The 13562-nt window shown below is 43.9% G+C and carries 13 protein-coding genes; all 13 read left to right on the top strand.

Annotation, left to right across the window (positions count from 1 at the left end):
• Nucleotides 1-240 precede the first annotated feature (240 nt).
• The 13 genes from V6C21_RS00980 to garR all read left to right on the top strand — a co-directional run bounded on the left by V6C21_RS00980 (nt 241) and on the right by garR (nt 13544).
• Nucleotides 241-1494, top strand: a complete 1254-nt coding sequence (locus V6C21_RS00980) for a serine hydroxymethyltransferase (protein ID WP_479268111.1) — start codon at nt 241-243, stop codon at nt 1492-1494.
• A gap of 64 nt (nt 1495-1558) precedes the next feature.
• Nucleotides 1559-2311 (top strand): alpha/beta hydrolase, encoded by a 753-nt coding sequence (locus tag V6C21_RS00975; protein ID WP_479268110.1) that lies wholly within the window; start codon nt 1559-1561, stop codon nt 2309-2311.
• Nucleotides 2308-3567, top strand: coding sequence for a replication-associated recombination protein A (locus V6C21_RS00970; protein ID WP_034841942.1), 1260 nt, complete (start codon nt 2308-2310; stop codon nt 3565-3567). Before V6C21_RS00975 ends, V6C21_RS00970 begins: the two co-directional genes overlap by 4 nt.
• Before the next feature lie 519 nt (nt 3568-4086).
• Nucleotides 4087-4884: a sugar phosphate isomerase/epimerase family protein gene (locus V6C21_RS00965; protein ID WP_479268109.1), complete on the top strand. Its 798-nt coding sequence runs from the start codon at nt 4087-4089 to the stop codon at nt 4882-4884.
• A 33-nt stretch (nt 4885-4917) separates the two neighbouring features.
• Nucleotides 4918-6303: a GH39 family glycosyl hydrolase gene (locus V6C21_RS00960; RefSeq protein WP_479268108.1), complete on the top strand. Its 1386-nt coding sequence runs from the start codon at nt 4918-4920 to the stop codon at nt 6301-6303.
• Nucleotides 6264-6563, top strand: a complete 300-nt coding sequence (locus V6C21_RS00955) for a hypothetical protein (protein WP_479268107.1) — start codon at nt 6264-6266, stop codon at nt 6561-6563. Before V6C21_RS00960 ends, V6C21_RS00955 begins: the two co-directional genes overlap by 40 nt.
• A 55-nt stretch (nt 6564-6618) precedes the next feature.
• The gene (locus V6C21_RS00950; RefSeq protein ID WP_479268106.1) at nt 6619-7158 is read left to right on the top strand and encodes a helix-turn-helix domain-containing protein; all 540 of its coding nucleotides are present in this window, start codon (nt 6619-6621) and stop codon (nt 7156-7158) included.
• Nucleotides 7159-7468: 310 nt separating this feature from the next.
• On the top strand, nt 7469-8809 hold the full coding sequence (locus V6C21_RS00945) for an ABC transporter substrate-binding protein (RefSeq protein WP_479268105.1): 1341 nt from the start codon (nt 7469-7471) through the stop codon (nt 8807-8809).
• A gap of 79 nt (nt 8810-8888) precedes the next feature.
• Nucleotides 8889-9800 (top strand): carbohydrate ABC transporter permease, encoded by a 912-nt coding sequence (locus V6C21_RS00940; RefSeq protein WP_051492537.1) that lies wholly within the window; start codon nt 8889-8891, stop codon nt 9798-9800.
• The gene (locus tag V6C21_RS00935) at nt 9800-10660 is read left to right on the top strand and encodes a carbohydrate ABC transporter permease (protein ID WP_045085833.1); all 861 of its coding nucleotides are present in this window, start codon (nt 9800-9802) and stop codon (nt 10658-10660) included. Before V6C21_RS00940 ends, V6C21_RS00935 begins: the two co-directional genes overlap by 1 nt.
• Nucleotides 10661-10819: 159 nt before the next feature.
• Nucleotides 10820-11638 carry a transketolase gene (locus V6C21_RS00930; protein ID WP_479268104.1) on the top strand — a complete coding sequence of 273 codons (819 nt, stop codon included), beginning with the start codon at nt 10820-10822 and terminating at the stop codon, nt 11636-11638.
• A gap of 48 nt (nt 11639-11686) precedes the next feature.
• Nucleotides 11687-12634: a transketolase family protein gene (locus V6C21_RS00925; protein ID WP_034841921.1), complete on the top strand. Its 948-nt coding sequence runs from the start codon at nt 11687-11689 to the stop codon at nt 12632-12634.
• 19 nt (nt 12635-12653) lie between these two features.
• The gene (gene garR, locus V6C21_RS00920) at nt 12654-13544 is read left to right on the top strand and encodes a 2-hydroxy-3-oxopropionate reductase (protein ID WP_034841917.1); all 891 of its coding nucleotides are present in this window, start codon (nt 12654-12656) and stop codon (nt 13542-13544) included.
• Nucleotides 13545-13562: the final 18 nt, after the last annotated feature.

Below are 13562 nucleotides of genomic sequence, written 5' to 3'. Positions count from 1 at the left end.
TTCCGTTGGCGGATAAAGGGGCGGTAGAATTTAAATGAAATAAAAACATAGCGACAGGTCTCGGCGTGCTGACTGGAAATATTCAAACGGGAGGACCATATTTTTGCATAAATATAGAATTTCCCGTGTTTTTCTTGTCAATGACTTTGCTTAGGGTTATAATGAAATTAACAAGACCTGCTGGGAGCGTAAAAATGTTCTTTGGTCTAATCTGGGCACGAAAGCGAAAGGAAGTTGTTAATGAACGCAAACATGCTTGACACTATCGGCTTTGTAAAAAGTGTCGACCCCGAAGTGGGGGAAGCAATGAGCCAAGAACTCATGCGTCAGCGCCGCAACATTGAGCTTATAGCTTCGGAAAACATCGTTTCACCTGCCGTTATGGCTGCTATGGGCAGTGTGCTTACAAACAAATATGCCGAAGGCTATCCGGGAAAGCGTTATTACGGCGGCTGTCAGCATGTAGATATCGTTGAAAATATCGCCATTGAGCGCGCGAAGAAGCTGTTTGGAGCGGATCATGTCAATGTTCAGCCTCATAGCGGAGCTCAGGCGAACATTGCCGTTTATTTTGCCCTCTTAAAGCCGGGCGATACTATAATGGGCATGAGCCTTGCGGAGGGCGGTCACTTAACCCATGGCTCGCCCGTAAATATTTCAGGCAAATACTTTAATGTAGTCCCATATGGCGTAAATCCGGAGACGCAGGTCATTGACTATGACATGATGCTGGAGACGGCAAAGAAGGTAAGGCCGAAACTCATTGTCGCTGGAGCAAGCGCATATCCCCGTATAATCGACTTTGAAAGAATCAGCAAGATAGCAAAAGAAGTCGGCGCGCTGTTTATGGTAGATATGGCCCATATAGCCGGTCTCGTCGCTGCCGGACTTCATCCTTCACCTGTGCCATATGCTGATGTTGTTACGACAACTACGCATAAAACGCTGCGCGGCCCCCGCGGCGGCATGATTATGTGCCGTGAGGAATTCGCAAAGGCCATTGATAAAGCAATATTCCCGGGAACACAGGGCGGCCCGCTCATGCACGTTATTGCAGGCAAAGCGGTATGCCTCGGTGAAGCCCTGAAACCCGAATTCAAAGCATATCAGACCCAGATTGTAAAGAACGCCGCGGCCCTCGCTATAGGGCTGCTGTCCCGCGGGTTTAACCTTGTTTCAGGCGGTACGGACAATCACCTCATGCTTGTGGACCTGCGCCCGTTCAAGATTACAGGTAAAGAACTGGAGCGCCGTCTCGATGAGGTTTATATCACAGTCAACAAGAACGCTATACCCAACGACCCAGAGAAGCCGTTCGTCACAAGCGGCATACGCGTTGGCACACCGGCAGTCACCAGCCGCGGCATGAAAGAGGAAGATATGGAGAAGATAGCCGAGTTCATCTATCAGGCTGCTTCAGATTTTGACAACAAGGTGGATTCAATACGTCAAGGCGTAAAAGAACTTTGCGCGAAATATCCGCTGTATGAGTAATTTCAATTAGATTTGTCTGAGAGGCAGGCGGGCGACGCCTGCCTTTCTTTTAAGAGGTGTTGGCATGGCATTCTTTGAGGGCAGCATTTATTCAGACGCACTCGGCATTTCAACCTCAATTTGTGTCTCGCTGCCTTATGACACAAATAATAAATCAGGTGGAAAGCCGCCGGTTTTATACCTGCTCCACGGATTGTTTGACAACCATACGGCTTGGGTGAGAAACACCAATGTTGATATGCTGGCAAAGAAATACGGGTTTGCCGTAGTCATGCCGAACGCGGGGAAAAGCTACTACACCGATATGAAGTACGGCCCTAAGTATTTTACTTATATTTCGGAAGAATTGCCGGAACTTTGCCGCAGAATGTTTAATGTAAGTGAAAAACGGGAAAAAACATTTGTGGCGGGGATTTCAATGGGCGGATACGGCGCGCTGAAGCTGGGGCTCAGAAGGCCGGACATATTCGGAGCCTGCGCAGGGATTTCCGCGGCGGCCGATATCAAGCCCCGCGCCGCAGACTATAAGAACAGGCCAGAGATGAGGGCTGTATTCGGGGAAACTGGCGTTGCCCCTGAAGATGACGACCTCTTTCTGCTCGCTGAAAAACAGCGCGGGACAAAATGTAAGATACTTATGCACTGCGGGCTTTCCGACACAAAACTCAATGAAAACTGGGAGCTTTATAAGGCACTTCTCAAGAACGGATTCGACGTTGAGTATATAGAGTCGGAAGGCGCTCACGACTGGACATATTGGGAGCGGATACTGCCGCAAGTTATGGAATATTTCGCCTTAAGGGGGGTTAATTTATGAATCCGCTGGCGGATAGGATACGTCCGCAGACTTTGGATGATGTTGTCGGGCAAACACATCTTTTGGGCAAAGGTGCTTTGCTGCGCCGCGTCGTCGAATCGGGTCAAATCCCGAACATGATTTTCTATGGCCCTCCGGGGACAGGCAAAACCACAGTGGCTTCGATTATTGCAAATTCAGCCGGAAAAACATTGCACAAGCTCAACGGCACGACTGCTTCAACCTCCGACATAAAATCAGTAGTAGGGGAACTTGATACGTTCGCCGGGGTCGGGGGTGTTTTGCTATATCTTGACGAGATCCAGTATTTGAATAAAAAGCAGCAGCAGTCTTTGCTTGAATTTATAGAGAACGGGCAGATAACGCTTATCGCCTCGACCACCGAGAACCCTTACTTTTATGTATATAACGCCATCCTCAGCCGAGCCACTATCTTTGAGTTTAAGCCTGTCTCAAAAGACGAGGTGAAAAAGGCCGTTGAGCGTGCCTTCCGAATCATCGGCGAAGAAAGAGGCGCTCCGCTCGATATAGAGGACGGCGTCTGCGACCATATCGCGCAGCTTTGCGGCGGCGATGTCAGAAAGGCAATCAATGCGGCGGAACTGTTGTCCTTGGCGGCAAAAGACGGGCGCGTGACGCTCGCAGACGCCAGGGAAGCGGCCCAGCGCAGCTCTATGAAATATGACCGGGACGGGGATGAGCATTATGATATCCTGTCGGCACTGCAAAAATCCGTCCGAGGCTCGGATACCGACGCGGCTTTGCATTATCTGGCGCGGCTTTTAGAGGCGGGCGACCTGATTTCACCATGCCGCAGGCTGCTTGTCATGGCGAGCGAAGATATCGGCATGGCTTACCCTTTGGCGGCCGTTATCGTGAAATCCTGCGTCGATTCAGCCATGCAACTGGGTCTGCCGGAAGCGCGCATACCCCTTGCGCAGGCCGTCATTACCCTCTGCACCGCGCCGAAATCAAATTCTGGAGTTATTGCAATTGATAAGGCAATGGCAGATGTAGAAGCCGGCATGGTGTATGAGATACCCGCGCACCTGAGGGACAGCCATTACAAAGGCGCGGCAAAGCTGGGCCGCGGAAATGGTTATCTATATCCTCACGACTTCAAAAACCATTGGGTCAAACAGCAGTATCTGCCTGATAAGCTCAAGGGCAGGCAATATTACCAGTTTGGCCCAAACAAGACCGAACAGGCGGCAAAAGCTTATTGGGATAAAGTAAAGGGCGAAAGTAAGGAATAAAAGCCCGCACTGACAACAATTAATCAACCTGTGATTGCGTTTCATAATAATTAAAATCTCCAGTATTCGTCTTGAATGGCGTCAACTCATTGAATAAAAAATGAGAAAATATATGCAGCAGCCTGCGGCAGCCGGAAAGTTACCGGCTGCCGCAGGCTGTTGTTATTTATAAAAAGTTGAATAAAAATAGCTTGCCAGATGCGCTTTCTATTCAACTTTTATGAAAAAAAGAAGGCATTTTAATGCCGTAACGGCATTAAAGGCCCCAAAAAGGCCATTAAAAAAGGCAACATTGAAAAGCACAATGAGATACTGTTTGACAGCATAGATAAACTTTCAAAATCCGTTGATGTAATTGTTATGGCTCAACTGTCAATGTCGGCTCTTGCCCCTTACCTTACTAACACGAGAGTTCCGGTTCTCAACAGTGGAACCACCGGTTTTGAGAGGGTTCGCCAGCTTCTCGAAAATATGTGATAAGTAGAATTTATAGATTTTTATTTATTGAAGGGAATCAATATGAAAATCGGCTGCTGCTGCAACATGATTGCAACCCAAAAGGATGGAATCGGATTCGAACACGCAAAAAACCTTATTGAATTAGGATATGATTACATAGAACTTCCTATCGCCCAACTTATGGCGCTTGAAGATGATGATTTCCTAAAAATAAAAGAAAGTTTGAAGTTGTTCGGGATAAAGTGCAAAACCTGCAATAACTTCTTTCCAGCCAACATAAAGCTGACAGGTCCGGCTGTCAATGAATCGGTTGTCAAAGATTATGTTGTCAGGGCAGTGGGGCGTGCTTCTCAACTGGGCGTTGATACAATTGTTTTTGGCAGTTCAGGAGCTAAAAATGTACCAGCCGGATTTGACCATAAAAAGGCGTGGACACAACTTGTCAACCTTTTAAATTATGTTGACACCGTTGTGAGACCATTAGGAATTGTCATTGCGATTGAACCTTTAAACAAATCGGAAAGCAATATCATCAATACGGTCAAAGAAGGCTGCGATTTGGCTAAAGAGGTAGACAGCCCTAATATTGGATTATTGGTGGATTATTATCACCTGATGGTTGAAAACGATGATATGTATTCAATGATTCCTTTTTCCGACAAGATTTTTCACGTTCATTTGGCTAATCCTGAAGGAAGGTGCTTCCCATCACCGACCGATACAGCAAATTATAAAGAATTTTTCAGTTTGCTCAATAAAATCGGTTATAACAGGCGGGTAAGCGTTGAGGCATATTCAAATAATATTGGACAGGACGCGACCGTGGCACTGAATTATTTGAGAGAAATAATCGCTTAACTAACTATCTTAAAGAGGAACGAGGAGAACGTCATGCAAAAAAGTATCGACGTGAGCGTTAAAGTTGATGCCGGGCATATAATTCAAAACTACGAGCACAAATGGAGATTTATCGGGTATGATGAATGCAATTATACTGATACGCCTGGCGGCGAAGAGCTTTTAAACAGTTTCGGCAGCCTCGCTGACGCTCCGTATTATATAAGAACCCACCATCTTCTTTGCACTGGAAACTGCCTTGGAACATATAAATGGGGCTCCACAAACGTATATACCGAAGACGAAAATGGCAATCCTGTATACAACTTCGAAATTTTCGATAACATTATTGATACCATCTTAAAAACAAATAATAAACCGTTCATGGAATTAGGGTTCATGCCCTTAGATCTTCTTGATCCCTCTTTATTTGCCGAGTGCGATAAATGGTCAAAATATAGCCATTATGTGAACAAGGCTCATACTTACCCGCCGAAAGATTACAACAAATGGGCTGATCTTGTCGCTGTATTGGCCAAGCACTGTGTTGAACGGTACGGTGAGCAGGAAGTCCTGACTTGGTATTGGGAGCTTTGGAATGAGCCAGATCTGCCGTACTATTGGAACGGCACAATTGAAGAGTACTGCAAACTGTATGATTACACCGAAGCGTCGCTTCATTCGGTACTGCCGCAGGCAAAACTCGGCGGCCCGGCGACTACAGGCCCTGAACTTGGCAAAAAGTCGGCCCAGTACCTTGAAGCGTTCCTGTCTCACTGCAGGGATGGGGTCAATTACGCCACTGGTTCAACCGGTACACGCCTTGACTATATAACATTCCATGTAAAGGGCGGCAATTTCGCGTTTGATCTTAATGCTAAGAAAGAGACTCCCACGGTTAAAACACTGATTAAGCAAGTAAAAACCGGGCTTGAAATAATCAAAAAATATGGTTACGAAGACCGCGAGGTCGTCCTGTCCGAAGCGGACCCGGACGGCTGGGCGGCGGGCGGTATTTATGACAACCCCAATTTTAATTTCAGAAACACTGAATATTATGCAAGCTATATAGCGTCAAGCTATAACCATATAGATTGCATTGCCAATCAGATGAATATGGACGTCAAGCCAATTGCATGGGCGTTTATGTTCAACGGGGAAAGATGTTTTGAAGGAACCCGGACATTCTCAACACAAGGTATTAAAAAAGCCTCGTTCAACACTTTTAGAATTTTATCCAAAATGGGCAGTAAAAAGCTTTACTTCAAAAGTTCTCAGGAAAAAGACGTTCTATCTGTTGAGAATTTACATGGTGAAAATGAGGATGCTGAACTTTCGGGATCCGCAGCAATAAACGATGAAGGAAATATCCAAATACTGCTTTTCAGCACCACGATGACGTGGATAAACAGCAGGATTTTAAGGTTAACATTGAGATAAACAACGTACCTTTTACCGGAAACGCCGTCGTAAAGCAATATAGAATTGACGCAGAGCACAGCAATGCCTATGCTGAGTGGTTAAAACAGGGTAAACCAAAATACCCGCTTGGCCAAAAATATGCTATGATAAAAGCAAAAGATAATTTGGAACAAATAGGGTCATCAGAGGAGTTTATGGTTACTGACGGTTATCTGAAGCTTCAGTGTTCCATGCCAACTCACGCAGTTTCGCTGATTGAAATAATCAGCAAGAAATAAATTTGACAAAAAGGCGCTGATACTTTATGGCGTCAAGTTTCAAAAGGCAGGGTTTATGATGGAAATAGGCATCAATATCAAGAAAATCAGAAAACAGCAGAATCGTACTTTGCAGGATGTAGCGGATTGCTGCGGTTTTTCTAAGAGTTTATTGTCAAAAATAGAAAACGGCATCGTCGTACCGCCGGTCGCTACATTATCCAAGATAGCGGAAGCGTTGGGGACAAAAGTATCGGCGCTGCTGGAAGACGGTGAGAGTGAAAGTGCCATTTTTACACAAAGCCAGGATGTAAAAAACGGACCACTTGTTCATACGGATAAAGGGTATAAGTTCTTTGCTTTTGCCAATGAATTTAAGGATAAAAAAATGCAGCCTTGTTTGTTCATGGGCAAAAAGGGTGAAGTTAAGAAACATTCCGTTTCCCATAGCGGAGAAGAATTCATTTATATGCTCGAGGGGAAAATGAGGGTAAAGGTCGGCAAAGTTGCATATGAATTAAATCCCGGAGACAGTCTGTATTTTAATTCACTTGAGGAACATGGAATAATGCCGGTCTCTGATGAGGTCAAATATATTAATATTTTTGTTGAATAATATTCCGGTGTAAATAAATAATCGTCTGATTGCCAAACTTTGACATGCTAAGTCTGTAAAAAAGTAAACAGATTTAGTTTAGCTTTTTGCACCCAAAAATAGGACCAAAGGGGATAATATTTGATAATATACTGTGATATATTATCAAATTATATAATTTATTACAATTAATTAGTCATACATGGAAGGGGTGAGTACAAAGCGTAAACGCCTATAACGCCTATTTGGATGAAACGACAGATGATTTCCGTGTAAAGCTCAAACGTATTAAGTAAAGGGTTCAACTAAACTATTAAAGAGGAGGATAAACATGAAGAAAAAGCTTCTAGCAGTCATTTCGGCTGCCTGCGCAGCTGCAGTTCTACTTACTAGCTGCTCTGGTGGTAGCAAGAATTCGTCAAGTAGCAATAGCAGTGGCACAAAATTCCCGGCAAACACCAATTTTACAATGTGGTCTTTTTCAGCTCTCCACACATCATTCTTTAAGAATGCAGAAACCCAGTGGAATATAGCACATCCGGATACAAAGATAAAGCTCGAAATCACAACAATGAACGTTAACGACCTCAGAAATAAGCTTCTTGTTGCTATTTCTGCTGGAACAGGTGCACCGGACTTCGCAAATGTTGAAGCAGGTGCTTCATTCCAGAGCGTATTAAAAGGAACTCCTCAGCTCGTAGACCTTTCTGACCTTATTGCAAACGAGAAGGATAAATTCCTCAAAGCAAAACTTGACGCGTATTCGAAAGATGGCAAGCTTTACGGAATTGACTTCCAGGGTGGCGCAACGCTTACCTTCTACAACACGGAAATCTTTAAGCAAGCTGGCCTTGATCCGACCACAATCAAAACATGGGATGATTTTATAGCTGCCGGTAAAACAATAAAAGAAAAGACCGGTAAACTCATGTTCTATACCTCACAGAACATTGACCGCGAATATCAGCTGCTTGCAGGTCAAATGGGTTCAGACTACTTTGACAAAGATGGCAAATGCATTCTCGACAATGAGACTAACGTCAAGGCTTTAAAGATGCTCCATGACATGATTTATGTCGATAAGATCGCAGCACCGGCACCTGGTGGATCTAACGATACTGAGCAGGCTTATGGTGCAATCGATAAGGGCAATGTTGCTGCCGTAATTATGCCTGACTATTATCTCAACAGATTTACTAACTATATGCCTGACCTTAAAGGCAAGATTCTTATTTCGGCACCCCCGGCATTCCCAGATGCAAAATATAAGACTGTTGTCGCCGGAGGCACCGGAACATGCATAACAAAGCAGTGCCAAAATATTGAGCTGGCAAAGAAGTTCCTTTATGAGTCAAAGGTAACAGAACAAGCCTGCAACAATATTTGGACAATACTTGGCAACGATCCTCCGAGAACCGACGTTTGGGACACAATTTCTGAGAGCATTGATCCGAACAACAAGTACGTTCAGTACTTTGTCAACGGCAAAGATTTGTTCAAAGTTCTCAGCTCCTTTAAGGATAGCGTCGGAGTTATCACCAACAATCAGTATACGCCTATATTGATTGATAACCTGACAAACAGCGCATTCTACAGGGTGCTTGTCAACAACAGCCAAGATCCCGAAGCTGCGCTGAAGAGTGTTGCTGATGAAGTCAGGAAAGAGATGTAATTAAGTAAGGGCAAGGTTAATTCTTTATTGGGGGATGTAGATTTTACATCTACATCTCCCAATAAAAGGGGTGTTAGTAATGCGCAAAAACAAAAGATCCCTTATAAGCAGATTTCTGTATTCTCAAAAAATCGCTCCCTATATTTTTATACTTCCTTTTGTGTTATCGTTTGCCATATTTTTTGTATACCCCATTATAAAGACAGTTATACTCAGCTTTCAAGGCATGGACAGTAGCGGAAGTATGGTGTTTGTCGGCTTAAAAAATTACCAGAGTCTTATGAACCCGCATTTTTTCAAAGCAGTGCGTAATAATATCGTTTACACAATTATAATGCTACTTCTGGTAATACCAATACCGATTATATTAGCTGTTATGCTTAACAGCAAAAATATGCTATTTAAGAAGTTTTTCAGAGCGGCGCTATTTTTGCCCTCGCTTACGTCTATTATAGTCGCCGGCGTAATTTTCCGCCTGCTCTTCGCTGAAAACGCAAGTGCCCCTGTAAACGCTTTTCTTGGCCTTTTTGGTATACAGCCGATTACATGGCAGCTTGATACAAGGTATTCAATGTTCTTAATGGTTATATTGAGTGTTTGGACGGCTATCGGTATCAATGTTATCTATTTCTTGTCCGGACTACAGAATATACCAGTTGAGTTGTATGAAGCGGCCGATATAGACGGCGCAGGTTATTGGTCAAAGCTTTTTTTTGTTACCATACCGCAGCTTAGATCGGTTACGATTTATGTTCTTACTATAAGCATTTACGGCGGTTTTGCGATGTTCGCACAGAGCTATATATTCTGGCTGACCAATTCACCAGAAGACTCCGGACTTACAATGGTAGGTTACCTGTACAAACAAGGATTCGAACAAGGAAACCTCAATGTCGCTTATGCAACAGGTATTGTTCTGGTTATTATAGTATTTATTCTCAATGTAATACAGCTCAAATTCTTTGGGCTGTTCCGTAAGGAGGATGCATAATGGTAACGGTCAAAACTCGGCGCAAAATAAAAGCTATAATCAGTAAGATCCTGATGTTGATATTTTTTGTATTTTTGGCCTTTTTGGCATTGCTGCCATTCTATGCGATAGTGGTTGCGTCATTTGCACCCTCTGAACGGTTGTTTATTGACGGTATCCGCCTCAACATCGACCCGAAAAACTTCACTTTACAGAATTATATAACTTTGTTTACCGATAAAACTATCTATTATTGGGACTGGTATAAGAATAGCGTAATTCTGGCCGTTTTGTCAACTGTGCTTGGTTTGTTTTTATCTTCGGTGGTCGGCTATGCTTTGGCTGTCTACCAATTTAAGGGCAGAAATGTAGTATTCCTCCTGGTTATTTTCTTAATGATGATTCCGGTAGAAATCCTGCTGCTTCCTCTGTTCCAGATGGAAGTTTCTATGAAAATCATCAATACATATGCGGGCGTCCTTTTGCCTTTTCTTGTTTCTTCAACAGCCATATTCTTTTTCAGACAATATGCGTCGGGAATTCCAAAAGATTTTATTGATGCCGCGCGCATTGACGGATGCACCGAGTATGGCATTTATTCAAAAATAATGATTCCTTTGATGAAACCGGCGATCGGCGCGATGACTATTCTCCTTGCGCTAAGCAGTTGGAACCACTTTATTTGGCCGCTCATTGTTATGAGGACAAACGATATGTTAACCCTTCCTGTCGGCTTGTCGTCCCTTATTTCTCCTGATGAAACAAACTACAGCGTACTCCTTTCCGGATCGGTTTTGTCCGTATTACCTGTCATTATCATATTCTTATTTAATCAGGACTCATTTATTTCCGGGTTGACTGTCGGCGGTGTAAAAGGCTAATGTACAGGTTCAGCGTAAACTTTAGCTGAAAGGGTAAGGTTTTCGCCGATATTTTCAGATAACATTCAGTTGTTTTGCAAAACAAGAGGGATATGGCCAAGACGGTTATTGGATTTTTTTATGGCATATTTTTACCCTCATAACTAAAGGAATGGTGATATGAGCGAACTTGCTAAAGAGCTTGAAAAGAAAGCTAAAGAGGTACGGCTTAACATTGTAAAAATGGTAGGTCCGGAAACAACAGGACATATTGGGGGTTCTTGTTCTTCGGCCGATATTGTTACCGCTTTATATTTTTGGAAGATGAAAAAAGACCCCAAAAATCCAAAATGGCTGGACAGGGATAGGTTTTTGCTCAGCAAAGGGCATGCCGCTCTTGTTCAATACGCAGCGCTTGCGATGAACGGCTATTTCCCGATGGCGGAGCTCCAAAATCTCAAGAAGCTCGGCTCGATGCTGCAGGGCCACCCGGACATGAGGAAAATTCCGGGAGTAGAAGCGAACACCGGTTCATTGGGACAAGGCCTTTCAATAGCTGCCGGTATGGCGGCCGGAGGCAAGATCGATAAAAAAGATTACAAAGTATATTGTATTATCGGCGACGGCGAAATGGCCGAAGGCCAGATTTGGGAAGCTGCAATGGCAGCAAGCAATTTTAAACTCGATAACCTTATCGCTATCCTGGATTGCAATAAGCTTCAGGCGACCGGTAAGGTGGAGGAGCGTTTTAACACAAATCCCATAAAGGAAAAATGGGAAGCGTTCGGCTGGAACACGATTGAAATTGACGGACATGATATGTCGCAGATTATAAATGCCCTTGAGAGTGCTGACAAAGTCAAGGGCAAGCCAACAATAATAATCGCTCACACAATAAAAGGTAAAGGTATAAAGTTTGCTGAGAATGTTGTTTCATTTCATAACGGAAAGTTTACTCAAGAAGAATACGAAGCAGCCTGTAAGGCTCTGGCGAACTGATTCCGCCGTATTGGCTAAGCAATATGGGACGATATAAAGGAGGTTGCTATGAATCTACATAATCAAAGACAAGTATACGGTCAAACGCTCGTGGAACTTGGCAGGGAGAACAAGAAGATAGTGGTACTTGAAGCTGACCTCGGAAGATCAACCATGTCTCATATGTTCCAGGAGGAATTTCCGGACAGATATTTTGAAATGGGCATTGCGGAAGCCGATATGGTTTCTTTTGCCGCCGGACTTGCTCTTACAGATAAAATAGCTTTTGTCAACTCCTTTGCCGTTTTCGCAGCGGGACGTCCATATGACCAAATTCGCCAAGGTGTGTGTATTGCGGGCCTTAACGTGAAGATCATCGGATCAAGCGCAGGCTTTTCAGACTTTGGTGACGGGTCCACACACCAATCGGTCGAGGATATTGCGATAATGAGGGCAATCCCAAATATGACGGTTATTGTCCCATGCGATGGCATAGAAACAAAAAAGGTAATCAGGGCTATTACGGAATATGAAGGGCCGGTATATGTACGTCTTTCAAGAAATGATATACCCGATGTTTTCCCGGAAGATATCAAGTTTGAAATTGGGAAGCCGTATGTACTTAAAGAAGGCAATGATGTCGTTGTTTTCGCTATCGGCATTATGGTTTCCAAGGCACTGGAGGCGGCAAAACAGCTTGAAAAAGAAGGCATATCCGTCAAGGTTGTTGATGTCAGCACAGTAAAGCCACTCGACGAAAGGGCTATTAAAGACCTTATAAAAGGTGCAAAGGGTATTGTTACTGCTGAAGAACATTCATACATAGGTGGTTTATCAAGTGCTATAGCCTTTGCATTAAAAGGCTGCCGAATTCCTTTTGAATCAGTCGCAGTAAATGATAAGTTCGGACAGTCTGCCCGCAGCTATGATGAGCTTTTAAATTATTATGGGCTTACTGTTGAAGAAATTATCGCCAAAATCAAGAAAACACTCAATATGAACATAAATGAAGAATAACCACAAGGGGGTAAGTATAATGAACAAAAAAATTGGATTCATAGGTCTTGGAATAATGGGAAAACCTATGTCAAAAAATCTTATTAAAGCAGGCTATTCCTTGGTGGTTTACGACATTAATCCCGATGCCATGGAAGAAGTCGCAAAATGCGGTGCGGAAAAAGGCACTTCGCCCAAGGACGTCGCCGAAAAATGCGATATCGTAATAACCATGCTTCCGAATTCACCGCATGTAAAGCAGGTTGTGCTTGGTGAAAATGGCGTTCTTGAAGGCGCAAGGCCCGGCATGATTCTTATTGACTCAAGTTCTATTGCGCCGCTGGTTTCAAAAGAAATAGCAGAAAAAGTGAAGGAAAAGGGTGTATTAATGCTGGACGCTCCGGTAAGTGGCGGAGAGCCAAAGGCAATTGACGGCACACTTTCCTTCATGGTTGGCGGCGACGAAGAGGTATTTGCTAAAGTAGAGGATATACTAAAAGCAATGGGCTCTTCCGTGGTACTTGTCGGTGAAATAGGAAGCGGTAACGTCACGAAACTTGCAAACCAGATAATTGTCGCATTGAACATAGCAGCTATGTCCGAGGCTTTTGTACTCGCGACAAAAGCAGGGGTTGATCCCGAAAAGGTTTATAAGGCCATCAGGGGCGGCCTTGCAGGCAGCACAGTCCTCGACGCTAAAGTGCCAATGGTTCTCGCAAGAAACTTTAAACCAGGATTCAGGATTGATCTGCATATCAAGGATTTGATGAATGCTTTGGATACAGGCCATGGCGTCGGTGTGCCGTTGCCTCTTACCAGTCAGGTTATGGAGATACTGCAGGCCCTTAAAGCCGACCAAAAAGAAAAGCAGGATCACAGCGGAATTGTCCAGTTTTATGAAAAGCTGGCCGGCATTGAGGTCAAAAAATAACGCAACCGCTTTGCAAAC

Source organism: [Clostridium] cellulosi (assembly GCF_036762875.1).
GTDB classification, from domain to species: Bacteria; Bacillota; Clostridia; order Oscillospirales; family Ethanoligenentaceae; genus Ruminiclostridium_D; species Ruminiclostridium_D cellulosi.
Note: the sequence above shows the minus strand (reverse complement) of the source record. Positions and strands in the feature narration are given on the sequence as shown.